The organism is Oceanobacter sp. 4_MG-2023 (genome assembly GCF_030689165.1).
GTDB lineage: Bacteria > Pseudomonadota > Gammaproteobacteria > Pseudomonadales > Oceanobacteraceae > Oceanobacter.
Window position 1 is genome coordinate 1 of sequence record NZ_JAUYVV010000034.1, and the last position, 25381, is coordinate 25381.

Here is a 25381-nt window from a genome sequence, read left to right on the forward strand (position 1 = left end):
CATCCACTTCGAAGGACGGATCGACGGCTACGTGGATCTGTAAGTAATGGGTGACACAGAACTATGAACACCCTCGGGTTCAACGCTGACCGGGTTGTGATTGCATCGTCTCTGGACGGTTCTGCCGTCTATGCTGCCGGTAACCCGGCCTGCATTTTTCCTGCGGCAACCGCGTACAGCATGTCCAGCGCCAGGGTTGCTCCTGCCAGCGAGGTGATTTCTGCATGGTCGTAAGCGGGTGCTACTTCCACCACATCCATGCCACGTATATCCATTCCAGCCAGGCCCCGGATGATTTTTAGTGCCCCATCCATTGTCAGACCCGCGGATACTGGTGTGCCGGTACCTGGGGCAAATGCCGGGTCGAGGGCATCGATATCAAAACTGATATAAACCGGCCGTCCTGCCACTCGCTGACGAATACGCGTCAGTGTCGCGGCCGGGCCAAGATCATTCAGTTCCGCGGCGTCAATAACTTCGAACGGGTGTCCGTCTGATTCATACGCGGTACGAATTCCCAGCTGGATCGAGTGTTCTGTATCCACCAGTCCCTCCACTACGGCATGGTGAAACAGGGTGCCGTGATCGTATTGGCTGCCACCGTCATAGGTGTCGGTATGAGCATCAAAATGAATCAGTGCCAGCGGCCCGTGTTGCTTTGCCTGGGCCCGCAGGATCGGCAGGGTGACAAAGTGATCGCCACCCAAAAACAGTGTCTTTTTCCCGGCCTGTACCAAAGCAGCGGCGAAGGCTTCGAGGTTGTCGACCAGCGTCTGTGGTTCGCCATGGCGGAACGCAAGGTTCCCGGCATCCTCCAGTTTTAACACGTCATCCAGCGCAAAAGTCCATGGCCAACGCTTGCCTTCCCAAATCAGATTGGCCGATGCCTGACGCACTCCCTGAGGCCCGAAGCGGGCACCGGGACGACCAGACGTAGCCATATCAAACGGCACTCCCGCGACAATGACATCGGCGAGGGAGGTGCGGATATCTGTCATCAACGGGCACTGCATAAAGGTCATACCTAACGCCCCGTAGAGCGGCAGGTCGGCATTGGCAGAGGAGGTAGCCAGCGGATTATGGGAAGCAGACGTCGGGTACATGAATATTCCAGTCACTCATTGGGTTGTCAGAAGCTGAGATCAGGGTGTTACCTGTGTCTCGATACGGTATGAAGCGCAGAATAAGCGTCGCCAAATTATTAGAGAAATGAATAATATTCCTGACATAATGCACACTGTGCATAATTGGCGGAGACTCTGAATATGTCGGATACCACGTCACCACTAAGACATTTTGACCTTAACCTGTTGCAGGTATTTGATGCCCTGATCAGCGAATGCCATGTCTCGCGGGCCTCGGAACGGCTGTTTCTGAGTCAGTCGGCCACCAGTCATGCCCTCAATCGGCTGCGTCAGCAACTCAACGATCCCTTGCTGGTACGTTGTGGCAGTGGCTTGCAGGCCACGCCTCGGGCGCTGGCGATGCTGCCTGAAGTCAAAGCCATTCTGAAGCAACTGGAGCTGACGCTGGCCCCGCCGAAACAATTTGAACCGGCCCATAGCCAGCGGGTATTTACCATTGCAGCCACGGACTACTTTGAGGCGGTGGTATTGCCAGACATGATGCCGACGCTGCAACAGCAAGCCCCCGGGGTTATCTTTGACCTGGAAATGATTGGCCCGCACGCCTCGCTGGAGCGGCTGGAAAATGGCTCGGTGGATCTGGTCATTGGTCTGGATGAAAATCTCAGCATTCCCCCGCACCTGTTACGGCAGCCCTGGCTGACCGAACAACTGGTCTGCCTGGCGGGCACACGCTTCGATGATATTCCCGACCAGCTCACCCTTGATCAGTACCTGGATTTTCCCCATGTGGTGATGCTGGACCAGACCGATACCAGCACCAATGGCATCGACCGCTGGCTGGCTGGCCAGCAACGTCAGCGCCAGCGCCTGGCTCAAATGATCAATTATCTTGCCGCCGCCCGTCTGGTTGCCGAACGCCGGGCCTTATTAACCCTGCCGCGTCGTATGGCCGAACTGTTTAGTGACTGGCTGCCGGTACGTACGGTGGATGGGCCAGCGGATATGCCGCATTGGGACATGACCCTGATCCAACATCCGCTGCACGTACAGGACCCGGCCTTGCAGTGGTTGATCGAGCAAGTGGTTGGTGCGCGGATATAAGCCCAGACATCAGCCCGGTTAGAACCATGGATATCCGCAGCGGGTAGTGAGAGGGTAGTGAGCGGGTAGTGAGAGGAGCCGGGTGGCGGTATTGGTCAGAGTGCTAACAGCGAATCTGAAACAGTATTCTTCAGTCCGTGCTTACAGTTTCCTGCCATGGGTTCTGATAGTATGTCTCGCCGTTTATATAGCCTCGACTTCTGCACAGGCCCCGCCATGATGAAATCGCCAGACCAGACGCCGGAATTTGCCACTGCGGCGGCGTTACTTAAATATTTTGGCCGCAAAGCCCGCTTCCATAACGCTTTTTCAACCCTGCTGGGGTTGTTACAGGTGGCGATGACCATTGCCTTGGCCTGGCAGGTGGCGACCTTGCTGGATCGGGCGGTGTACCAGCCTTCATCGGTATTGCCATCATTACAGGACTGGCTGCAGTTGGCGGCGATTCTGTTATTGCGGGCGCTGGCGGTCTGGGGTCAAGGATTGCTGGGTAATCGCGCCAGTCTGCGGATTCGGGCGGCGCTGCGACAATTTGCCTTACAGCGTTGTTTTGGCCTCAATATTCGTTTGTTTCCTCACTTTAACGCTGCGGAAGTCAGCAATTTGCTGACCACTGAAATCGACAAACAACGGGGTTATTTTGCCGATTTTATACCGCAGCAGCGGCTGGCCGGTCTGATGCCGCTGGTGATTCTGCTGGCGTCGGCGTTTGTCAGCTGGCTGGTGCCTGTGATTCTGTTACTGACTGCTCCTCTGGTGCCCTTGTTTATGGTGCTGGTGGGTTCCAAAGCTGCCGATGTCAGCCGCGCCAATTTGCAGCAGCTCAACCGCCTCGGGGACTTGTTGGCCGACCGCCTGAAGAATCTGCAGGCATTACAACTGGCAGGTGCGGTAGAGCAGGAAGGCGATCGGCTGTTTGAACAGTCGGAAGATTATCGCAAATCGACCATGCAGGTGCTGAAGCTGGCATTTTTGTCGGGCACGGTACTGGAGTTTTTCAGTGCCATCAGTGTGGCGATTGTGGCGCTGTATCTGGGGCTGTTCTTTCTCGATAAATACGATGTTGGCAGTTACGCGGCCGGGTATGGTCTGTTTGACGGTATCTTTTTATTGATGCTGGCACCGGAGTTCTACCAGCCATTACGGCGTATGGGAGCCTTGTATCACGACCGTTCGGATGCGGTCAGTGTTGCCGAACACCTGCTGCAACTGGATAGCTGGCATCGCCAACTGGCGGTAGACAGCCAACCCCATGAAGTGGCGGCGCTGACGTCGTTGCAGCTGTGTGGTGTGCAAAGTGGTGAGCTCGACAAACCGGTGCATGGGCCGGTTGATCTGGAGCTGCACCCAGGCCAGAAAGTCTTGTTAAACGGCCCTTCGGGGTCGGGTAAAACCACCTTGCTGGATACGCTGGCGGGCTTGCGGCCAGTGCTGGCCGGGGCGTTGTGTATCAATGGCCAACCGGCCTCTGTGTATCGTCAGGCGGATTGGTTTCAGCAGATTGGTTATCTGTCGCAAAAGCCGGAACTGCTCTTTGCCACCATTCGCGAGAACCTGACCCTGGGGCGCACGTTCAGCGATGAGGCGCTGTGGGCAGCCTTGAGCAATGCGCGTGTCGATGTGCTGGTAGCGGCCTTGCCGGGTCAGCTGGATTATCTTATCAGCGACAGCGGCGGTTATCTGTCGGGTGGCCAGGCCCAGCGGATTGCCTTGGCGCGGGTGTTTCTGCATCGGCCTGCCTTGTTGTTGCTGGATGAACCAACAGCCAATCTCGATCAGGATACCGCGGCTGAATTTATGCAGCAGCTGGCGGTTTTTGCGGCGGATGGCGGCATGCTGGTAATGGCCAGTCATCGCCCGGGGGAGCGTGAGTTGTTTGATCTGGAGATCTCGCTGACCAAAGCGGCAGCAGCGGAGGCCTTGTTATGAAGTCCTTGTCACAACATTATTTTCGCCAGCTGGCGGCTGAGCAAAAGCTGGCTCTGCTGGGGATTTTTCTGGCGGTGCTGACGGCATTTTCCGGGGTTGCCTTGCTGGCCGTCTCGGGTTGGTTTATCAGTGCTGCGGCCATGGCAGGGCTGAATGCTGTGGCGGCGCATCAGTTTAATTATTTTACCCCGGCGGCCATGGTTCGCGGCCTGTCGATCTCACGAACCCTGGGGCGTTATGGTGAACGGCTGGCCAGTCATGAAGCGACCTTCCGGATTATATCCCGCTTGCGAGGGGATCTGTTCCGGCTGATTGGTCGGCGGCAGTGGCAGGAAATCCAGCTGGACCGGCATGAATCAACCAGCCGCTTGCTACAAGACGTGCAGCATATCGAGTCCATCTATCTGTCGGCGGTATTACCGGCGGTGGTGAATGTGGCGACGGTATTGGGCTATCTGTTGACCCTGGCGCTGGTATTGCCTGCCGTGGTGCCCTGGGCCATCCCTCTGTTGGTGCTGGTGGTGCTGGTGATGCCGTTACTGTACAGCCGGGCAGTGTTGCAGGCGCAGGATGGCAGCCATCAGCTGCGGTCAGAACAATGGCGACGCTCCAGTGCCTTGCTCAGTAATATGCGCACGCTGACGCTGCATGGCCGTTTACAGGCGGCCGGGGAGCAACTGGTCGAACAGGCCGGTGACGCCGATCGTCAGGAAGTACGGGCGGTGTCTCGCCAGCATACACTGCTGCTGCTGGCTGAGGCTGGACTGGTGGCGCTGGTGGTGGTGATTTTCTGGCAAGGATTTGTTGCCTATCAAGCGGGTGAGCTGGCCGGAGCCAACCTGTTTATGTTGCTGTTGCTGACGCTGGGGAGTGGCGAAGTGTTGTTGACGGCTGGCCCGGTGGTAGCAGCCTGGCAGCTGGGTATGAAAGCATTACAACGGCTTGATCAACTGGCCGCCAGTGATCATGTTGCTGTCGATGGCCGTGAGTTCGTCGGCGACCGGGAGGATCTGGCCGTGGTGCTGGAGCAGTTGCACTATCGCTACCCTGGCCAGCCAGCGGCGGTGTTTGATGGTTTCAGCCATCGTTTTGAAACGCAGGCGGGGCGCACCCGCTGGCATTGGATTTATGGCCCCAGTGGCTGTGGCAAAAGCACGCTGATTGCCTTGCTGGCTGGTCAGTTGCAGGCTTCGGCCGGTGCCATTCGGCTGTCGCTGGACAGCCCTGAAGGGATAGGCTTGATGCCTCAGCGTATCGATATCTTGCGTGCCAGTCTGCGTGACAACGTGTGTCTGAACCACCCGCACAGCGATGACGATATTCTGGCGGCATTGGCTCTGGTGCAGTTGGACGAGTGGGCCATGCAGCTGCCGCAGGGGCTGGATACCTGGCTTGGCGATGGTGAGTGGCAAGCATCGGGCGGTGAATGCAAACGGCTGGGGCTGGCACGACTGGTGTTGCAGCAGCCGCGGATTATTCTGCTGGATGAGCCGGGAGCCGGAATGGACGTTGATCTGGCCCAGCAGGTCTTTGCCAACCTGGCCGACCACTGGCAACACCAGCTGGTGATTGCCAACAGCCATGACCGGGATCTGATTTTGCCGGGCCAGCAAGTACTGGAGCTGGGCTAGCAGGCTCCCCGCCTGCTGTTTTCCTGCCGCTCTGCAGTGACTGGATACAAATTGAAGTGATATGGATAGTGGCCGGGCATCTCGCCCGGCTAGCCTGTTCTCTGGTTGCTTTTTACCGGTAACCATTCGACTGACCATCCATCACCATGATGTATACAGGTACTGCTATGACGACTCTTCAATCACAAGCCATTGTGCCAGCAGGCATGGAATTTATTCGCGATGACATCGGTTATGCACCGGGTGTTCTGGTCGGCAAGACACTGTATATCTCCGGCCAGATTGGCCGGGATTCCCAACGCCAGCTGGTGGTAGATAAAGAAGCCCAGTTTGTTATGGTGTTCGAGAATATGAAGCGGGTGTTAGAATCGTCGGGTGGTTCGTTTGGCGACCTGGTCGAAATGACCAGCTTTCACACCGATATGCGTGACCTGCCGTTATTTATGCAAGTACGTGACCGCTATCTGGGCGGTATCCTGGTTGCCTGGACGGCAATTGGTGCGGCCTCTTTATGTGGTGCGCCCGGGTATTTTCTGGAAGTGAAGGGTGTCGCCCAATTTGAATGATTTATCAGGAACAGGCTCGATGATCAAAGATGTCTCTGCGTCCGCGTTGATTGCGGGATTTATGGTGGTGCTGGTGTCGTTCTCCGGGCCACTGGCGATTGTATTTCAGGCGGCTGAACAGGCCGGTGTTTCTCATGCGATGATGACTTCCTGGGTGTGGGCCTTGTCGTTTGGCGCTGGCATCACCGGGATCTGTCTGAGCGCCTGGCTGCGGGTACCTGTGATCACGGCCTGGTCGTCACCGGGGGCGGTATTGCTGGTGACGCTGTTCCCTGAGTTGTCGTTAAACGAAGCGATTGGTGCCTATATCACGGCGGCGGTGATCCTGCTGCTGATTGGCATCAGTGGTTTGTTTGACCGGGTGGTGCATCTGATTCCGCGCGGAGTGGCGAGCGCCATGATGGCCGGTATTCTGTTTGATTTTGGTTTGGGGGCATTCCGTACGCTGGAGTCGACACCGGTCGTGGCGGTGGTGATGGTGCTGGCGTTTGTGATGTTCAAGTTTTTTAGCCGCAGCTATTTTCTGGTGCTGCTGGTCGTGCTTGGCTTTGGTTTGTCGTTTACCGTGCTGGATGCCGATCTCAGTTCGCTGCGCTGGGAAATGGCGACCCCGACCCTGATTATGCCGGAGTGGACGATCAGCTCGACTCTGAGCCTGGCGTTACCGCTGATGATCGTCAGTCTGACCGGGCAGTTCTTGCCGGGGTTTACCATTCTCAAATCGGCCGGTTATACGGTCTCGACCCGACCGGTCATTACCGTCTTGTCGTTGACCTCGATTCCTATTGCCCTGTTTGGCGGCATTACGACCGTTGTGGCGGCCATTACCGCTTCCATGTGTACCAGTGCGGATGCTCACCCGGAATCGGACAAGCGTTATATTGCTGGTATTGCCAGCGGCTTTTTTTATCTGTTGGCGGGTTTGTTTGCTGGCAGTGTGGTGCTGTTTTTTACCAGCTTTCCAACGGAGATGATTGCCATTATTGCCGGACTGGCCTTGCTGGGAGCCATCAGTGGCAGCCTCGCGGGGATGCTGGATGACAAGGAGCACCTGGAAGCCTCTATGGTGGCCTTTATGACCACCGCATCCGGTATCAGTATTTATGGTATCGGCTCGGCATTCTGGGGCGTGGTACTGGGAACCGCGGTGTTTGTGATGACCAACCAGCTGCGACGGGTGGCGCGCTGAAACACGACGGCGTCGATAAACTCACCGGTATCAGCTCCGGTGAGTCGTGCTGGTTTACTGCAACTTCAACAGGCCCTCAAACAAGGCTGTCAGGCGGGTGTAGTCATCCAGTGGCAGCACATCGGCAACGTACTGATCTGGCCGCACGATCACAAGGCAGCCCTGTGCTTTATGAATGCCGCGCAGGTCGTAGATATTCTGGCCACCACCAGACGACTCCGGGCGGTGGTCGGCACAGAAAACTTTCTCGTAGTCACGCAGGCCGTACTTGCCTTTTTGTGGTGCCAGCACCGGGTGTATGCTGCCGGTTTCCAGAGTCTGATGTGGCTGGTTAAACACCGCACGGACATCAATGACCGTATCCCTATCAGCTCCTGCCGGGGTATGACGCAATAACGGTGAACGGGGATCGTTGGCGAGAAAGTCACATAAGGCGTTGACGCCACACTGATCCGACATGGCGTCTGCACTGCCGCCAAAGGCATAAATCCGATAAGCGCCATTGGCGGTATGACAGTGGCCCAGCTGTACCGGTTTGGCGTCGCCCTGACGGATAACCGGCGCAGAGTGAAAACGTTTCCCTACCGTGAGGCCACTGGCGAGGTACTGATAGCGGTCGTCAGACACCAGGACGGATGGCTTGTACTGAATGGAAACCCCGGCCGTGTATTGGCCAAAGAGCTGGAAATAGCGCTGGAATCCGGCGGGATCGACCCCCTCCGGATACTCGGCCGACTTCGGCCTGGCACTGAACATGCGTGAGAACTCGCGGTCGAAATCGATCAGCGCCTGACCGTACTCACGTCGTTCGGCAGAATAGGTTTTTAGCAGATCCTCTTCGGCCAGCCCGGTCAGTACGTGAGCCAGTTTCCAGCCCAGGTTCCAGGTATCCATAACCGATGTATTCAATCCCTGACCGGCTTTCGGGCTGTGGGTGTGGCAGGCATCACCGGCCAGAAAAACCCGTGCCGGACGCTCGGGAGTTGAATCATCAAAGGCGGTGGTGATGCGCTGACCAATCTCATACACACTCCACCAGGCCACTTCTTTCACATCAATGGTGTACGGTTGCATGATGCGATTGGCACCGGCAATCAGTACGTCGGCAGTCATCTCGTTACGGGCGACACGCTCATTCTCCTTGAGTTTGTCCAGCTCGATGTACAGGCGGGCCATGTAACCACCCTCACGCGGGATGATCAGCATATTGCCTTCGTTGTTGGAGTGGATCAGCGATTTCAGGCGAATATCCGGGAAATCGGTATTCAACAGCACATCCATCACGCCCCAGGCCTGGTTGAGAGCATCACCGACCAGCTCCTGACCAATCGCACTGCGCACGCTGGAACGGGCACCATCACAACCGACGACATACTTGGCTTTAACGGTCTCGATTTCCTGGCTGTACTGGGAGTAGTTAACACCGCGCTCCAGCTTGACCGTAACCGGATACTCGCCGCCTTCCGGGTCGACCTCCAGTCCCAGCAATTTACGCTGGTAGTGCGGCTCTACCTTGCCCGGGCCTTGGCGCATTACCTCCAGAAACATATCGTGAATACGGGCCTGGTTAATGATCAGGTGCGGCATCTCGGACAGATCGTCAGCCACATCCTGCACCTTGCCACTGCGGATAATCTGCTCGGGGTGATTGGCATCCGGCTTCCAGAATGCCGCTTCGCTGATCTGGCAGGCTTCCTGAATAACCTGATCAGCAAAGCCGTAGGCCTGGAACATTTCCAGAGTACGACAGGCAATGCCATCGGCCTGACCGACCAGCAGACGGTCGTCTTTCTGCTCAACGATGGCGACCGAAATATCGCCAAACTGCGACAGCTGCGCCGCCAGATTCAGACCCGCAGGGCCACAACCGACAATCAGCACATCGACATATTCCGGCAATGGGCGCTTGAGCGGCGGCGCGACGACAGCATCCATGGGATCAGCAAAACGAGGATCGCCGGGGTTAAAGCCGTTAAGGTGAAATTGCATAAGGTACTCCTACAGCAGGGCTGAGCCGTTGCCCAGCCAGGTCGTGGATGGTGTGATGAGGTGTGATGAATTATTTTTATAAATCAGCCATCACACTGTACCTGTGGCCAGTTATCGGGAAAAATTGGTTTTTATATTCAGATGCAAAGAAAACACATATATGAATCCTAACCTGCTGAAACAACTGGCAATGGTTGTGAAACAAGGGTCGATCAGTGCAGCTGCTGAACAATTGTTTATTACCCAGCCAACCCTGAGCCGTGCGCTGCAGCAATTGGAAATGCGCGTCGGCGCACCGGTGCTGACGCGCACCCGCTACGGCATGGTGCCGACTGACATCGGTGCCCGGCTGGCACACCTTGGTGAACGGATACTGGCCGACACCGAACAGGGCGATGAAATCATTCGCCAGTGGCACAGCGGTTACGACAACCAGTTCACCATCGGCATTGATCCTCTGTGGGAATACGCCACCGTCGCCGAGATGACCAGCGGCTTTTTAAGCCAGAGCCGTTATGTATTCCATTGCCGGGTGGGGTCTGCTGCTACCCAGATTGAATGGCTGCAAAACGGTGAGCTGGACTTTCTGCTGGCCCCGGCACACTTGTCGGTGGCACACGCTTGCGATCGCCAGGAGGCGCTGCAACGGCAAGTGGTGTTCCGCGACCGCTCCGGCGTCTTTGTCGGCAAGCAGTCGCCCTTGCTGGGTTCACAGCAACCGGTTTCTCTCGATATGGTGGCGCAGCAGCGCTGGCTGATTGCGGGTGCCAGCGCCGGATTCCTGTCCGGGGTCGAAGACCCGGCAGCACAACAAGCCGCTCGTATTGCCTTTACCGGTGGGATTCGCTCGGTAATACACCTGCTCAACACCACCGATATGCTGGTGCGGCTACCTGCCCGGCTGGTACTGATGACCGGAGAAATCGCCCCGCAGCAACTGATTCAGATAGAAGATCAAACCAGCGCCCGACGGGATATCGCCCTCTGGTCTCGACAGCAAGACAGCGAACGGCCCGACAGCCAGAAAGTACGCAGCTTTATTCGGGATTGGGTGGTGGGGCTGGATCAAACCGTGGGAGAGTTCGGGCTGGCGTTGTGATGGTGTTGTGAGGTGTTGTGATGGTGTTGTGAGGTGTTCCAGTTTCAGCGGTGGATTGGTGGAAGAAATAGAGCAGTTGGAGGCAGGGGTTAGTTCACGCGCCGGTGCTGCGTCAGTGCTGCGTTGATGCCGGATGGCACAGTAATACGAGGCCGGTATTGGGCGGACTGCCTCCTGATTGGCTGGTTTGGTACGGCTACCGAATATCGGGAGTGTGAAATTTGCAAAGGGAAACAGCAAGCGCCAGGTTTATATCCCGGTGCGTTGTGCCAGTCGCTCGGCAACAAAATCGATAAAGCAGCGTACTTTGGCGGACATGTGTTTGCGGCTGGGATAGATCAGGTAGATATCAATCACCATCGGTTGGTAGTCGGTAAACAGTTCGATGAGTCGGCCACTGCTGATTTCGTTGGTAAATAGGAATGAGGGCATACAGACGATGCCGTGGCCAGCAAGGCAGAGGGAAATTTCCATTTCCGAGCTGTTGCTGCTGACCCGGCTATTCACTTCGACTTGGATATCTTTGCCGTATTGGTTGCGATAGTGCCAGAGGCGCGGTGTTTTCAAACCGCTGTAGGTGATGCAGTGATGTTCGGCGAGTTCTTCCGGTCGTTGCGGGGTTCCGTATTGTTGCAAATAGGACGGGGCTGCGAGTGTCACGGCCCGTGAGCGCATGACGCGACGGCTGATGAGGCTGGAGTCTTCCAGTTGCGGGGTGGCTCGTATCACAACGTCGAAGCCGTCTGCGACAATGTCGACCTTGAGGTTGTTGAAGTCGATTTCGAGGCCGACCTGTGGGTAATGCTGCAAAAAGTCGGAGAATATGCCGCGCATCTGGGCCATGCCAAAGCTGACCGGGCAGCTGACCTTGAGGGTGCCGGCCGGTTGTTGTTGCTGCCCCATCAGGGCATTTTGAGCATTGCTGACGTCTGCGATGATTTGCTGGCATTGCTGGTAGTAGAGTCGGCCTTCGGCGGTCAAGTGCTGTGAGCGGGTGGTGCGGTTGAGCAGGCGGGTGCCGAGACGTTCTTCAAGCCGGGCGATTTCTTTGCTGATATAGGAGGTGGAGTGCCCGGTGTTGTCGGCGGCGCGGGTGAAGCTGCCAGCACTGACTACTTCGGCGAAGATGATGATGCCGTCCAGCAGATGGGCGTTGTAGGTCATGCTGTCTCCTTTTCTCGCTCACGACGTGTTGGCTTTTGACGGCGTGAATAATGGCTTATTGATAGTCGTATGGAAACAATAACTCCACAAAATCTCTATTAATCAGTCTGTGTGGCTAATGTAAGGTATACCTCATCAATCAATCTTCTCAATCAATCTTCACCTTAAAGGAGCCACCGCATGAAAATATTAGCGTTTGCCGCTACTAACAGCCGTCAGTCCATTAACAAGCAGCTGGTCACTCATGCGGCCAAGCAGCTGCAACAGACCACTGGTGCTGAGTTGGAAATCCTCGATCTGAATGACTTCGAGATGCCGATTTACAGTGTTGATCGTGAACAGGAGTCTGGCATTCCTGAACCGGCTCAGACGTTTTTCAAGAAAGTCGGTGAAGCCGATGCCGTGCTGATCTCGTTTGGTGAGTTTAATGGGTCATTCAGTGTGGCGTATAAAAACGTGTTTGATTGGGCTTCCCGCATCGACCAAAAGGTTTATCAGAACAAGCCGGTGTGTGTAATGGCAACGTCCCCAGGCCCCGGGGGTGCGCAGAGTGTATTGGCGGCAGCGGTGGGGTCTGCGCCGTATTTCGCCATGGACGTGAAAGCGCAATTGTCGGTACCGTCGTTCTACGATAACTTTGATGTTGAGAAAGGTGAGCTGAGCAATGCGGAATTGTCTGCGGCGCTGACCGAGGCGTTGGCGACGCTGGCTTGAGGCCCTGTATGGCCTGATTGCTGTAAATTTAAAAAACCGGCTCTGCCGGTTTTTTTGTGCCTGAAATAGGTTTGCGGATACGGACGGAGGCGGTTCCTACGGGCAAGGCCTATCCTCTCAGGCGACGATACGCATATCCATCTCACTGAGGTGGTTGAGGAACAGCGTGAAAATCTCGCTTTGCTGTGAGGTATTCAGGCGGCCGTGGATATTTTTGCGATGCACCTTGACGGTACCGACACAGATATTAAGCAGGTCGGCGATGGATTGGGAGCTGTGGCCTTGCAGAATCAGCGCGGTAATCTCTTGTTCGCGGCGGGTCAGTACGCCCTGGCCGAAGGTGCGCAGGGCCTGGGTCAGGGTGCTGCGACTTTTGCCGTTGGGCAAGTATTCGTCGGCGTTGGAAAGCCAGAACTGGCGAATCAGCGCGCTGATCATGGCGCAGTGTTCCTGTAGCCGGTTCATTTCTGCGCGGGTGATGCTGCCGAGGCTGGATTTGCGACCAAGAGACAGGGTGAAGTAGCTGCTTTCTGCCAGCTCGATCACCAAGTTGATCTCGTCGACCAGATCAAATTCCTGATAGCAGTTGTGGAAGTATTCCGTCTGGGTGAAGGAGTCCGGTGCGATGCTGCTGAGGCGGCTCAGACCGGTAATCTGGCTGCTGCTGGCGTTGTTCTGCAAGGCACTGTAGAGCGGGTCGAGCAGGTAACTGTGATGCAGGTAGGTTTCCAGCGCCGGGCTGGGTTCGCTGGTCTCGGTGTATACCAGCGTTGGCTTGGCACCGGGAACAAACACCAGCATCAGGCAGGTGTCGAAATGCGCCAGCGTCGCCAGGTAATCGGCCAGTTCTTTCGGAAAACTGGTCAGGCGAATATGGTCGACCAGACTGGCCAAGGCTTTGGTTGCGATGATATCGGCCATCAGAGTGCTCCGGCTTGTTGGGCGCTGGTGAGGGTCAGGTCGAGGCAGGTACGGATTTTCTGGCACAGCTCGTTGATCTCGGTTTTGCTGATGATCAGCGGCGGTGACAACACCATACGGCTGCCGACGGCGCGCATGATCAGGCCATTGGCAAAACAGTGGTCGCGGCAGATCATGCCGATGTCGAGGCTGGACGGGAACAGGGTTTTTGTGGCTTTGTCCTGCACCAGTGCGATACCGGCTACCAGACCAACGCCATCAATCTGGCCCACTAACGGGTGGTCGGAGAGGCTTTCACGCAGGGCTTTCTGGAAGTAGGGGCCGGTGCTGTCGCGTACCTGCTCAACAATGCCTTCGGTTTTCATTATTTCGATGGTTTTCAGCGCCACGGCGGCGGCCACCGGATGACCGGAATAGGTAAAGCCGTGGTTAAAGTCGTTATCGTGCTCCATCAGGGCGTTGCTGATGCGATCCCCGACCGCCACGGCGGCGATGGGCAGATAGCCTGAGGACAAACCCTTGGCCATCGAAATAATGTCGGGCTGGATATTGAAGGTATCGCTGCCGAACCAGTTGCCGGTACGTCCAAAACCACAAATGACTTCATCCACTGCCAGCAGAATGTCGTACTGGCGGCAAATACGCTGGATTTCTGGCCAGTAGCTGGCGGGTGGCACGATCACGCCACCGGCACCCTGGATTGGTTCCGCTACAAACGCGGCAACGTTGTCGGGGCCAACGGCGAGGATTTTTTCTTCCAGCGCTCGTGCAGCCGTCAGACCAAATGCCTCTTCGCTTTGATCACCGCCTTCGCCATACCAGTAAGGCTGTCGGATGCGCTCGATGTTCGGTACCAGCGGGCCACCCTGTTGGTGCATGCCGCTCATGCCGCCGAGGCTGGTGCCGCCGATGGTGCTGCCGTGGTAAGCGTTGTCACGGCTGATCAGAATATTACGCCATGGTTTGCCCTTGATGGCCCAGTAGTGGCGGGTCAGCCGCATTAGGGTATCAATGGCTTCCGAGCCGGAACTGGCAAAAAAGATCCGGTTGAGGTCGCCGGGCGTCACACTGGCGATGGCTTCTGCCAGCTGGGCCACCGGGCCATGTGTGGTCTGGAAGAAGGTGTTGTAATACGGCAGCGTGCGCATTTGTTGTTCGGCGACCGCGGCCAGTTCTTCACGGCCATAGCCCAGGTTCACACACCACAGACCTGCCATTCCATCCAGAATCTTGTTGCCCTGATCATCCCAGATGTACACACCATCGGCGTGTGTGATCACCCGTGCGCCCTTGTTATTGAGGCGGGTGGCGTTGCTGAACGGATGCAGATGGAAGCGGGCATCGGTTTGCTGCAAGGATGAGTGGCTGGCGGAAGCAGTAGTGGAGTCGTGTTTCATGGCGCTGACCGTGTTTTAAAATGTGATCACAATTTTGTGATCACAAAATGATTTGGTCAAGGGCTGTACAAAAGCACTGGCCTGAAATGACCAATCGTCCAGATTGTCTGTCAGCGTGCCGAGTGATACCGGGCTGGTCATGATCTGTGAGGGAATTAACATTACCGGGCAAACAAGCCGCAACAAGTGTCCGTCGGCGGCCCCTAACCCAGCAGTTGTTGCAGCTGCTCCGGCGATGAAGCAAAGGCGCAGCCGTCACGAATATCGGCGCTGATGGCCATTTGCAGGGCCAGGGAGTCGCGCTCACGAATGGCGCTGATGGCTTCCTTGTGGCGATCGACCTGGTAATAATCGTCGAGGTTTTCAATGGCTACCTGCATAAAGGGCGCAAGTTGCAGCCACAGGCTTTCGATCAGCGACTGGGTCACCTGATGCGGGTTGGCGGTGTACAGCAGGCGGTGAAACTCCTGGTTGTAACGGGTCACATCGTGGCCGTTGCCGTGCTCGGTGGCGATGTCGATGCGGTGATCGAGGTCTTCGAGTTGTGCCAAGCGTGCTTCGTCGATATAGGGCATGGCGCGGACGGCACTGTGGGTTTCAAGGCAGATGCGGGCTTCGACCAGTTCGGCAAATTTCATCGCCGTCATTTTGGGCACCATCACGCGCCGGTTTCCCTGAATCTCCAGTGCGCCTTCGGCAGATAATTGCCGCAGGGCCTCCCGGATTGGCATCGGCGAAACATCCAGCAATGTGGCCAGTTCCCGAATTGTCAGTGCCCGTCCTGGTGGTATTTTGCCCAGTAATACCGCTTGCCGCAGAGTGCTGTATACCCACTGGGTGATAGTTACAGCGCTGTGGCGCTCAGTTAGGGTGAGATCAATCGGGGTGTGTTTATCCATGCTGATAGCGCTCTTTCTGCTGGTTATACCGGTGTTTTTTACTTGCCTGTCATCGAATATGTGATCACAATTCAGACATTCAAGCACAACACGGGCGTGTCAGCCAGAGTGTTTATGACCCCTCTTTTTCTTGTGCTCCTTCATGACCAGGTGTTCCATGCAAAATGATTTTGATCTTTTTATCGTCGATCTGAACGGCAACCTGCGAGGCAAACGCCTGTTAGGCAGCTCGCTGGAAAAAGTTTATGAAGAGGGCGTCAAGCTGCCACGCTCTGTTATCGGTGTCGATTTCTGGGGCGGCGATGTGCCAGATAACGGACTGGTTTTTGAAACCGGTGATAACGATGGCATCTGTGTGCCGGTGCAAGAAAAACCGACTCCGGTGCCCTGGGCCGGTCAGGAGCGTCATCAACTACAAGCGATGATGATGAACCCGGATTACTCGCCCTTTAATGTCGATCCGCGTCAGGTATTAAAAAATATCGTCGACCGTTTCCATGAGCAGGGCTGGTATCCGGTGATGGCAACGGAGCTGGAATTTTATCTGATGGATGGTGACTCGGAAGAAGTACAGCGTCCGCGGCCGCCGGTGCTGGACCGGGGTCATGGCCGTCGCCTCAATACCACCGATGCCTATTCGATCGAAGATGTGGATGGTCTGGAATCGTTTTTTGCCGAAGTCCGTGCCGCCTGTGATGTGCAGGGCGTACTGGCCGATACCATTATTTCCGAGCTGGGGCCGGGCCAGTTTGAGATCAACCTCAAACACGTGTCCGACCCGCTTAACGCCGGGGATCAGTCGATCTGGTTCAAACGCCTGGTCAAGGGGATTGCCCGCAAGCACGGTTACACCTCGACCTTTATGGCCAAGCCATACGCGGAACACTCAGGCAACGGCTTCCATGTGCATTTCAGCCTGCTCGATAAAGACGGCAATAACCTGTTCGACAACGGTGGCGAAGAAGGCACCGAGATGCTGACCCAGGCGATTGCCGGTCTGCTGCAATTGATGCCCAGCTCAATGCTGATGTTCGCGCCGCACCTGAACTCCTATCGCCGCTTTCAGGATGGCTCGCACGCGCCGGTTTTTGCGTGCTGGGGTTATGAAAACCGCACCACCGCGGTTCGAGTACCGGAAGGCGACCCGGAAGCACGGCGTCTGGAGCATCGGGTATCCGGTGCGGATGCCAACCCGTATCTGGTGCTGGCGGCTGTTTTGGCCGGCGCTTTGTATGGCTTGAACAACAAGCTGACCCCGCCGGAACCCATGGAAGGTGATGCCTATGCCGATTCCGATGAGTCCACCCGCTTGCCGTATCGCTGGGATGACGCCATCAAGGCACTGGACAAGAGTGCGGTGATACGGGAGTACCTGGGAGACGAATTTGTGGATGTGTTTTGTGCCATCAAGCGTCAGGAAATTACGGAACTGAACAGCCGTATTTCTGATATTGAATATGAGTCTTACCTGGGCCTGTTGTAGGGGCGGCGTGTTCCCGACCGGCTCTGCCGGCTTTCCTCTGTCGCACCCGCCGTTTTGGGTCAGTCGTTTTCGTCAGTCACCATCGCGTGATTGACGGGGCGACTCCCATAACACCTATTCCCACAACACCGATTGCCATAACACCGATTACCATAACACCACGTCCATTGCCCCGTTTTGCCCATCAGGGAAGGATTTATTCTGCCCACCGATTGGGCTTTTCTTGATTTATAGCAGCCTGTTTGTGCCGCCTGTCTGATATACAGTCCGCCGCTTAATCGACGTATCAAGGAGGAACGTATGCGAAAGTTGGCAGCATCCATATGTGCACTGACCATAGCATCCAGCGCCTGGGGCGCAGACAAGGAGCTGAATATCTATAACTGGGATGATTATATCTACCCGGAAGCGGTTGCTGAATTCGAGCAGCAAACCGGTATCAAAGTGAATTACGACGTTTACGAAACCGACCAGACCCTGGATGACGTGCTCAAGGCAGGCAACAGCGGTTATGACCTTGTGGTACCGTCTGGTCTCTTTCTGGAACGGCAAATCCAGGCCGGGCTACATGCGCCAATCGACCGGAGCAAGCTGGATAATTACAACAACCTCGATCGGGTGTTATTGGCCAAGGTCTCATCCTACGATGAAGGTAATACCCACGGAGTCCCCTGGGCCTGGGGCACCATCGGGTTAGGCTACAACGTCGATATGATCCGCGAGCGGCTGGGGGATATGCCCACCAATACCCTGGATCTGATCTTCAACCCCGCCATCACCGCCAAGCTGAAAGACTGTGGCATTGGTGTACTGGACTCGCCCTCCGACGTGATCGCCATCGCCCTGAACTACAAAGGCATCATGCCGGACTCCGAAAGTACCCGGCACCTGAAAAAAGTAGAACAGATGCTACTGGCCAATCGGGACAACTACCGTTATATCCATGCTTCCCAATACACAGAAGATCTCGCTAACGGCGATATCTGTCTGGCACTGGGTTACAACGGCGATATTCTGCAATCCCAAATCAATGCCGAAGAAGCGGGTAACGGGGTTAACGTGGCGTATGAAATTCCTCAGGAAGGCACCGCGATCTGGTTTGATCTGATGGCCATTCCGGCGGATGCCGCAAACAAGGAAGCGGCTTATCAGTTTATCGACTTTATTCTGCAGCCAGAAACGGCTGCGCGTATTTCCAACCATGTTTATTACGCGGTCCCCAATCGAGCGGCAGCCCCTTTTCTGGATAAGGACGTGAGCAGTAACGAAGGGGTGTATCCGGTCTCAAGCTTGAAATCCAACCTGTTTTCTCTGAGAGCCCATAGTGACAAGTTCAATCGTGTGCTGGAGAGCACCTGGACAAACATCAAGAGCGGCATTTAACTCGCCGGTAGCCGGCTTTGTTTTATGCGCTGCTGTTGTGCGGCCGCTGCAAGGCGGCTTTGTTTTTCTGTTCTTGTTCTTGTTCTTGTAGCTGTTTGCAGAGCCGTTTTTTACACCTGTTTTCCCCCATTTCACTGCCGCGACTTGCCGGTCGCCGCCAGCCTGTTTTCCCTGATCGATTGACGGTCGCTATCAAGATTGCCCAAGCGCGATAACCTGCCAACCAGCCGGGCTGCGGACACGTTGTCCATAATGTGAACATTGTCGGTCGGCTTGTACCTGTGGCAAGCCATTCATGTGGCTGCAACGCTTGATTTTACTGGCCTGCGCCCGGCATCTGGGGGATATAGCCCCTGGGGGGTATGGGAATGCCTGAGCGGCATCCGTAGCGTGACGATCAAGCTTGATCGATAACGTCTTATTTCTGGAGAAACGTATGCTCAAACTGTCTGCTCTGATGGCCTCTGTATGTGCGCTGACGGCCGCATCCAGCGTATTGGCCGCTGATAACAAGGAATTGAATATCTATAACTGGTCGGACTACATTTACCCGGAAGCGGTGTCTGAGTTTGAACAGAAAACCGGCATCAAGGTGAACTACGACGTTTACGACTCCAACGAAGTGCTGGAGGCCAAGTTGATGACCGGCAGCAGCGGTTATGATTTGGTGATTCCAACCGGAGCGTTTCTGGAGCGTCAGATCCAGGCTGGTATCTACACCACCATCGACAGCAGCAAACTGAGTAACTACGGCAACCTCGACAGCACCTTGCTGGAAAAAGTCGCCCGTCACGACGCCAACAATGCCCACAGCGTGCCATGGGCCTGGGGCACCATTGGACTGGGTTACAACGTGGAAATGATCAAGGCGCGACTGGGTGATATGCCCGCCGATACCCTCGACCTGATCTTTGACCCCAAAATCTCTGCCAAACTGCAAGACTGTGGTATTGGCATTCTGGACTCTCCGGCAGAAGTGATGTCGATTGCCCTCAACTACGCCGGTCTTGATCCTAACTCAGAAAGCAAAAGCGACCTCGGCAAAGCTGAAGCCCTGATGAAAGCCAACCGTGACAACTACCGCTACTTCCACTCCAGCCAGTACATTTCTGATCTGGCCAATGGTGAAATCTGCGTAGCCCTGGGTTACAACGGCGACATTCTGCAATCCCAGAGCCGTGCTGAAGAAGCCGGGCAGGGCGTAGAAGTGACCTATGCGATTCCAAAAGAAGGCACGCTGGTATGGTTTGACCTGATGGCCATTCCTGCCGATGCACCCCATAAAGACGCGGCTTACCAGTTTATCAACTTCGTTCTGGAGCCAAAAACAGCCGCTGGTATCTCCAACTATGTGTATTACGCCGTACCCAACACCGCCGCCGAGCCATTGTTGAACGAAGACGTGATCGGCAACCCGGGGATCTACCCCAGTGCCGAAGTAAAAGCCAAGCTGTTTACCCAGCAAGCCCACAGCGCCAAATTTGATCGCATACTGAACCGCGCCTGGTCAAATGTAAAAACCGGCCGTTAATTGATCGTCGCATCAGTCGGGCAGAACGCCCGGCGGTGTTACCATTCCTGAGGGGGGACTGTCCCCCCATCTCACTGGTAGCCAGGTTATGACAAGCGCAAAATCTCCCGTTTCGAATAAGAATCCGCTTACCGCGCCAGCTCCCGATTTATGGCGTGATCCGGATGCCCGACCGTTTGTGTTTTTTGATGGAGTCACCAAAACATTTGATGACTTTACCGCTGTGGATAACATCAGCCTGAAAATCTACAAGCGCGAGCTGTTTTGTTTACTGGGTGGTTCTGGCTCCGGCAAAAGCACCCTGCTGCGGATGCTGGCCGGATTTGAACAGCCGACCCAGGGCCGCATCCTGATAGACGATGTGGATATGTCCGGCATTCAGCCCTGGAACCGTCCGGTTAATATGATGTTCCAGTCGTATGCACTGTTTCCGCACCTGACAGTAGAAAAGAACATTGCCTTTGGCCTCAAGCGCCAGCGGCTGGCCGATGTCGACATCAAACGTCGTGTTGCCGATATGCTCGACATGGTACAGCTGGGCCATCTGGGCAAGCGCAAACCGCATCAACTGTCTGGTGGTCAGCGTCAACGGGTAGCACTGGCGCGCTCGCTGGTCAAACGCCCCAAACTGCTGCTGCTGGATGAACCTCTGGGAGCACTGGATAAAAAACTGCGCGAAGAAACCCAGTTTGAACTGATCAACATCCAGGAAGAACTGGGCGTCACCTTTGTGGTGGTGACCCACGACCAGGAAGAAGCCATGACCCTGGCAACCCGCATCGGCGTGATGAACCAGGGTAATATCGTTCAGGTGGGCGAACCCCACGATATTTATGAATACCCCAACAGCCGGTTTGTGGCCCGCTTTATTGGTTCGGTCAACCTGCTGGATGGACGCGTAACCGAAGACGAGCCAGACCGGGTGCGTATCCGCTGCAACGATTTTGAACCACCGGTCTACCTCAACCACGGCATCAGCTGCGCCCCCAACCAGGAAGTGTGTGTTGCCATTCGGCCCGAAAAAATGCTGATCAGCCATGAGCCGCCAGCACAGACCGACAACACCTGCTCCGGGGTGATCGAAGACATCGCCTATATGGGCAGCCTGTCGGTCTTCCGTGTGCGCCTCGACAGCGGTAAAGAACTCCGCGTTACCCAGCCCAATATCTCCCGCGACAGTGGTGCCCGCTTTACCTGGAATGAACGGGTGCATCTGTACTGGGATGTGGACAGCGCCGTCGTACTGACCAGCTGAGAGAGGATACCTTTTATGAGTCAAGCCAACGGCTATACCGCTGCCCACTCGCGGTTGCAACGGGTGTTGCACAAGCTGCCACTAAAACGGATCAACTGGGGTCGCCAGCTGGTGATCTCGATGCCGTTTGTATGGCTGGCGGTGTTCTTTTTTGTGCCGTTTCTGGTGGTGTTCAAAATCTCACTGTCTGAAACCGCCATTGCCATTCCGCCGTATACCGCCCTGATCGAGCTGGAAGACGCGCTGCTCAATATCAAGCTGAACCTCGGCAACTACCTGTTTTTGTGGGAAGACTCCTTTTATCTGGAGGCGTACCTGAGTTCGATCCGCATTGCTGGCGTCTCGACCTTGCTGGCACTGATCATCGGCTTCCCGATGGCCTACCTGATCGCCCGTAGCGAATCCCGCACCCGCACCATCTTGCTGGCGCTGGTTATTTTGCCTTTCTGGACATCATTCCTGCTGCGGGTTTACGCCTGGGTCGGATTGCTGAAAAAAAACGGCCTGGTTAACGATATCCTGATTAACCTCGGCATCGTCAGCGAACCGATCCAGATGCTGCAAACCGATTTTGCCGTCTACATTGGCATCGTTTACACCTACCTGCCGTTTATGATCTTGCCGCTGTATACCGCGCTGGAAAAAATGGACATGTCATTGCTGGAAGCCGCTGAAGACCTGGGCTGTCGGCCGTTCCAGAGTTTCTTTCTGGTGACCATTCCGCTGGCCATGCCGGGCATTCTGGCAGGCTGCACCCTGGTGTTTATTCCCGCGGTGGGGGAATACGTGATCCCCGCATTACTGGGTGGCTCCGATACCCTGATGATTGGCCGGGTACTGTGGGATGAATTCTCACTCAACCGCGACTGGCCCATGGCCTCCGCCGTTGCCACCGTGATGCTGGTGGTACTGGTGCTACCCATTATGCTGCTGCGCAACCGCAAGGAGGCTGAATAATGGCCGTGCAACGTCGTTCCTGGTTTTTATATACCTCCTCGGCACTGGGGTTCCTGTTTCTCTACGTGCCGATAATTTCACTGATCATCTACAGCTTTAACAAATCCAAACTGGTGACCGTTTGGGGCGGCTGGTCGTTCAAGTGGTATGGCGAACTGTTCCAGAACGAGCAGATTCTCAGCGCCGCCTGGCTCAGTATCAAAATTGCGTTTATCTCCGCCTCGCTGGCGGTGGTATTCGGCACCATGGCTGGTTTTGCCCTCAGCCGGATGGGGCGCTTTCGCGGCAAGATGCTGCTGTCGGGCTGGATCTCGGCACCACTGATCATGCCCGAAGTGATTACCGGCCTATCGTTACTGCTGCTGTTTGTCGCCATGGAAGACCTGTTTGGCTGGCCTGCCGGACGGGGCACCCTGACCATTATTCTGGCCCATACCACCTTCTGCATGGCCTATGTGGCGGTGGTGGTGCAAGCCCGCATGGCAGACTTTGATACCTCGCTGGAAGAAGCCGCAATGGACCTCGGCGCCAAACCCTCCTCGCTGTTTTTTCTGGTGACCCTGCCATTAATTGCACCGGCGATCTTATCAGGCTGGCTGCTGTCGTTTACCCTGTCGCTCGACGACCTGGTGATCGCCAGCTTTGTCTCCGGGCCTGGGGACAGCACCTTGCCGATGGTCATCTTCTCCAAGGTACGCCTGGGTGTGACCCCGGAAGTCAACGCCCTGGCCACCCTGATGATCCTGATTGTTGCCGTGGGCGTTGTCGTGGCCATGTTACAAATGCGAAAGCGGCCCAAGCCGTAATACCTGCCGCCAACCGGCAGCCGCATAACGCATCACGGTGTGTTATGCGTACCCTATGACCGTTAACAACGAGCACTTTATGAAAATCGGTATTCTGGTCACCGGGCTCACCCCGGATACCCTCATCGACCAATACGGCAGCTACGCCGATATGTTTCAGCGCCTGTTCCAGCCCCATAACCCCGGCTTTGAATACACCGTTTACAGCGTCAGCCGGGGCGACTTCCCGGCGGCGGCAAACGACTGCGACGGCTGGGTAATTACCGGCTCCAGACACAGCGTTTACGAAGAACTGGACTGGATTGTCCAGCTCAAGGATTTTGTCCGCCAGATTGCTGATTCCGAACGACCGTTAGTCGGGATTTGTTTTGGCCACCAACTGATTGCCGAAGCCCTTGGTGGCAAGGTCGAAAGATACCACGGCGGCTGGGGTCTCGGAGTCAACACCTACCAGCTCGACAACGGCTTTGCCCAACAGCTCGAACAAGCCACCGGGCACGCACCACAAACACTCAGCATCAACGCCGTGCATCAGGACCAGGTGACCATTCTGCCCGCCAGTGCCACCGTACTGGCGCATTCCGACTTCTGCCGCTATGCCGTTCTGGGCTACTTCAACAACCGCATTGTCAGCCTGCAACCGCACCCGGAATTCACCCTCGACTTTGAAGACGCCCTGCTCACCGACCGGGGAGGCAAAGGCATCCCGCTGCAAGACACTGAACAAGGACTGATCAGCGTTCGTCAACCCGACGCTTGCCTGGATTCCCCAGTGATCGCAGGTTGGCTGGTGGCTGTGTTGCAGCAACAATAAAACAGCCGCAGGGACGCCGTCCGGGGTTATCCCCGTAACGGCGTATCCGCGTCATTCCGGGCTTGCCCCGGAATCCTCCGCACGACCGTAGAGACGCTCGCTATGGCTGTCCGCAACGGCGGTGTGGGTGCTCTTAATCCCTTTTAATTCAGGGTTGGTTTTCTACCCCTCCTTGTAAAAAATTATTATAAAACAATGGCTTGCCAAGGTGGTTGCAAAAACCACCGCATTTGCAAAAGTTGACTGATTTTTAAACAGCATATGGTTGCCAAAGCACCTGTTATTTCTTACCTGAGTACTTTGCCCCGTTGCCGCAGCAAAGTCAGCCTGATGATGGTTAAAAGCTTTTGTTGTCTGTGCCGTCTGTGCCGGGGGCTGTTTGCTGCAAAACGGCCACGGACGAAACCGGTCGCGAACGGAGCGTCTGTTTACCCTTGAGGCTGCTATGCTGACGGTGAGAGTCTGGCTGTCTTGATGGATGGCTGAAACGCACTGCTTCTGGAGATAGATTATGAGTACGATTTACGACACCACGGTAAACACCATTGATGGTGTTTCTCAATCGCTGTCTGACTATGCCGGTAAGGTATTGTTGGTGGTGAATGTCGCGTCCAAGTGTGGTCTGACGCCACAGTACGAGCAGCTGGAGGCCTTGTATCAGGCGAAGCACGCCAGTGGTCTGGAGATTCTGGGGTTTCCGTGTAACCAGTTTCTGGGTCAGGAGCCGGGTAGCGAAGCAGAGGTGAAGTCGTTCTGTTCGCTGACTTATGGCGTGTCGTTTCCGATGTTCAGCAAGGTTGAGGTGAACGGTGAGGGCCGTCATCCCTTGTATCAGCAGTTGATTGCTGCCCAGCCACAGCGTACGACCGAAGAGGGGAGTGGCTTCAGGGACAAGCTGGCCGGTATGAATCTGTTGTCGGACGATGACAGCGATGTGATGTGGAATTTTGAAAAATTCCTGATCGGTAAAGACGGTACGGTGATCGGTCGTTTTGCTCCGGATATGACGGTGAATTCGCCGGTTCTGCAAGCGGCAATCGATGCCGCGCTGGCGCTCTGATCTGCGGGTCGCCCGGTGCTGCCGGGCGACGGTTATTGGCTGGGGCTGGCCATCTATCCGGGGGTGTGGCTCATTTTCGTGACCTTTCTTTGCACTCTTTTAGCTCGTTTTCTATGTGTTAGTTCACACTTCTCCCTATAACCGGGCGCGGACTGTCTGGCCATGCTTTGTTTTGTGGCGGTTGGCGTTTCTGGTTTGTCTGGATCAATTATTGCAGTGATATTGCAGGCCCGCTTTTTTAATGCCGAGTTTGAGTCGTTACGCTCCTTGATGTGTTGGAAGCCCACTATCTGGTGATTTTTTGACTATCAACGTGCTAGCGAAGCACTAATGGGGACATCTATTTAATCCTGCACGGCTCTGCGCGAGTGTTGCCGTTGTTCAGGGCAAGGCGACGAATGCAGC

At 55.7% G+C, this 25381-nt stretch carries 21 protein-coding genes; 15 read left to right on the plus strand and 6 right to left on the minus strand.

All coding sequences use genetic code 11. The features are described 5' to 3' along the window. Positions 1 to 128: 128 nt before the first annotated feature. Complete coding sequence (gene speB / locus Q8W24_RS16015) at positions 129 to 1103, minus strand: agmatinase (RefSeq protein ID WP_303433566.1); 975 nt, start codon at positions 1101 to 1103, stop codon at positions 129 to 131. Between the two features lie 162 nt (positions 1104 to 1265). Between speB and Q8W24_RS16020 the strand changes: the two genes are divergently transcribed. The 5 genes from Q8W24_RS16020 to Q8W24_RS16040 all read left to right on the plus strand — a co-directional run bounded on the left by Q8W24_RS16020 (position 1266) and on the right by Q8W24_RS16040 (position 7504). Further along, on the plus strand, positions 1266 to 2189 hold the full coding sequence (locus Q8W24_RS16020; RefSeq protein WP_303433568.1) for a LysR family transcriptional regulator: 924 nt from the start codon (positions 1266 to 1268) through the stop codon (positions 2187 to 2189). A 171-nt stretch (positions 2190 to 2360) separates the two neighbouring features. After that, positions 2361 to 4118 carry a thiol reductant ABC exporter subunit CydD gene (gene cydD / locus Q8W24_RS16025; RefSeq protein ID WP_305475940.1) on the plus strand — a complete coding sequence of 586 codons (1758 nt, stop codon included), beginning with the start codon at positions 2361 to 2363 and terminating at the stop codon, positions 4116 to 4118. Continuing rightward, positions 4115 to 5749, plus strand: coding sequence for an amino acid ABC transporter ATP-binding/permease protein (locus Q8W24_RS16030; protein WP_305414588.1), 1635 nt, complete (start codon positions 4115 to 4117; stop codon positions 5747 to 5749). The genes cydD and Q8W24_RS16030 overlap by 4 nt, the downstream gene beginning before the upstream one ends. A 167-nt stretch (positions 5750 to 5916) precedes the next feature. Continuing rightward, positions 5917 to 6315 carry a RidA family protein gene (locus tag Q8W24_RS16035; RefSeq protein ID WP_305475941.1) on the plus strand — a complete coding sequence of 133 codons (399 nt, stop codon included), beginning with the start codon at positions 5917 to 5919 and terminating at the stop codon, positions 6313 to 6315. A 19-nt stretch (positions 6316 to 6334) separates the two neighbouring features. Continuing rightward, complete coding sequence (locus tag Q8W24_RS16040; protein ID WP_303433575.1) at positions 6335 to 7504, plus strand: benzoate/H(+) symporter BenE family transporter; 1170 nt, start codon at positions 6335 to 6337, stop codon at positions 7502 to 7504. A 54-nt stretch (positions 7505 to 7558) separates the two neighbouring features. Here the strand turns inward: Q8W24_RS16040 and Q8W24_RS16045 are convergent, their stop codons facing one another. Beyond that, positions 7559 to 9493 (minus strand): FAD-dependent monooxygenase, encoded by a 1935-nt coding sequence (locus Q8W24_RS16045; protein ID WP_305475942.1) that lies wholly within the window; start codon positions 9491 to 9493, stop codon positions 7559 to 7561. A gap of 160 nt (positions 9494 to 9653) precedes the next feature. On the opposite strand from Q8W24_RS16045, the gene Q8W24_RS16050 reads away from it, so the two are divergent. Then, positions 9654 to 10592, plus strand: coding sequence for a LysR family transcriptional regulator (locus Q8W24_RS16050; RefSeq protein WP_305475943.1), 939 nt, complete (start codon positions 9654 to 9656; stop codon positions 10590 to 10592). A 249-nt stretch (positions 10593 to 10841) separates the two neighbouring features. Here the strand turns inward: Q8W24_RS16050 and Q8W24_RS16055 are convergent, their stop codons facing one another. After that, positions 10842 to 11756, minus strand: a complete 915-nt coding sequence (locus Q8W24_RS16055; protein ID WP_303433580.1) for a LysR family transcriptional regulator — start codon at positions 11754 to 11756, stop codon at positions 10842 to 10844. 180 nt (positions 11757 to 11936) lie between these two features. On the opposite strand from Q8W24_RS16055, the gene Q8W24_RS16060 reads away from it, so the two are divergent. Continuing rightward, on the plus strand, positions 11937 to 12470 hold the full coding sequence (locus Q8W24_RS16060; protein ID WP_303433582.1) for an NADPH-dependent FMN reductase: 534 nt from the start codon (positions 11937 to 11939) through the stop codon (positions 12468 to 12470). Between the two features lie 117 nt (positions 12471 to 12587). Here Q8W24_RS16060 and Q8W24_RS16065 read toward each other — a convergent pair whose 3' ends face one another. The 3 genes from Q8W24_RS16065 to Q8W24_RS16075 all read right to left on the minus strand — a co-directional run bounded on the left by Q8W24_RS16065 (position 12588) and on the right by Q8W24_RS16075 (position 15687). Then, positions 12588 to 13391: a helix-turn-helix transcriptional regulator gene (locus Q8W24_RS16065; RefSeq protein ID WP_303433583.1), complete on the minus strand. Its 804-nt coding sequence runs from the start codon at positions 13389 to 13391 to the stop codon at positions 12588 to 12590. Further along, the gene (locus tag Q8W24_RS16070; protein ID WP_305475944.1) at positions 13391 to 14788 is read right to left on the minus strand and encodes an aspartate aminotransferase family protein; all 1398 of its coding nucleotides are present in this window, start codon (positions 14786 to 14788) and stop codon (positions 13391 to 13393) included. Before Q8W24_RS16070 ends, Q8W24_RS16065 begins: the two co-directional genes overlap by 1 nt. Positions 14789 to 14991: 203 nt before the next feature. Further along, positions 14992 to 15687, minus strand: coding sequence for a GntR family transcriptional regulator (locus tag Q8W24_RS16075; RefSeq protein ID WP_303433587.1), 696 nt, complete (start codon positions 15685 to 15687; stop codon positions 14992 to 14994). Between the two features lie 157 nt (positions 15688 to 15844). Here Q8W24_RS16075 and Q8W24_RS16080 point away from each other — a divergent pair, with 157 nt between their 5' ends. From Q8W24_RS16080 to Q8W24_RS16115, 8 genes are all read left to right on the plus strand, one after another. Further along, positions 15845 to 17170, plus strand: a complete 1326-nt coding sequence (locus tag Q8W24_RS16080; protein ID WP_303433589.1) for a glutamine synthetase family protein — start codon at positions 15845 to 15847, stop codon at positions 17168 to 17170. Between the two features lie 300 nt (positions 17171 to 17470). Continuing rightward, on the plus strand, positions 17471 to 18553 hold the full coding sequence (locus tag Q8W24_RS16085; protein ID WP_303433591.1) for a polyamine ABC transporter substrate-binding protein: 1083 nt from the start codon (positions 17471 to 17473) through the stop codon (positions 18551 to 18553). Positions 18554 to 18989: 436 nt separating this feature from the next. Next, on the plus strand, positions 18990 to 20084 hold the full coding sequence (locus Q8W24_RS16090) for a polyamine ABC transporter substrate-binding protein (protein WP_305414572.1): 1095 nt from the start codon (positions 18990 to 18992) through the stop codon (positions 20082 to 20084). Between the two features lie 88 nt (positions 20085 to 20172). Further along, a complete protein-coding gene (locus tag Q8W24_RS16095) occupies positions 20173 to 21339 on the plus strand; it encodes an ABC transporter ATP-binding protein (RefSeq protein WP_305475946.1) in 1167 nt (388 codons plus the stop codon). Positions 21340 to 21354: 15 nt separating this feature from the next. Continuing rightward, positions 21355 to 22296 carry an ABC transporter permease subunit gene (locus tag Q8W24_RS16100; RefSeq protein WP_303433597.1) on the plus strand — a complete coding sequence of 314 codons (942 nt, stop codon included), beginning with the start codon at positions 21355 to 21357 and terminating at the stop codon, positions 22294 to 22296. Next, positions 22296 to 23102 (plus strand): ABC transporter permease subunit, encoded by an 807-nt coding sequence (locus tag Q8W24_RS16105; protein ID WP_303433599.1) that lies wholly within the window; start codon positions 22296 to 22298, stop codon positions 23100 to 23102. Before Q8W24_RS16100 ends, Q8W24_RS16105 begins: the two co-directional genes overlap by 1 nt. 55 nt (positions 23103 to 23157) lie before the next feature. Beyond that, positions 23158 to 23916 carry a type 1 glutamine amidotransferase gene (locus Q8W24_RS16110; RefSeq protein ID WP_303433601.1) on the plus strand — a complete coding sequence of 253 codons (759 nt, stop codon included), beginning with the start codon at positions 23158 to 23160 and terminating at the stop codon, positions 23914 to 23916. A gap of 511 nt (positions 23917 to 24427) precedes the next feature. Beyond that, positions 24428 to 24976 (plus strand): glutathione peroxidase, encoded by a 549-nt coding sequence (locus Q8W24_RS16115; RefSeq protein ID WP_305414554.1) that lies wholly within the window; start codon positions 24428 to 24430, stop codon positions 24974 to 24976. The last annotated feature ends 405 nt before the right edge of the window (positions 24977 to 25381 follow it).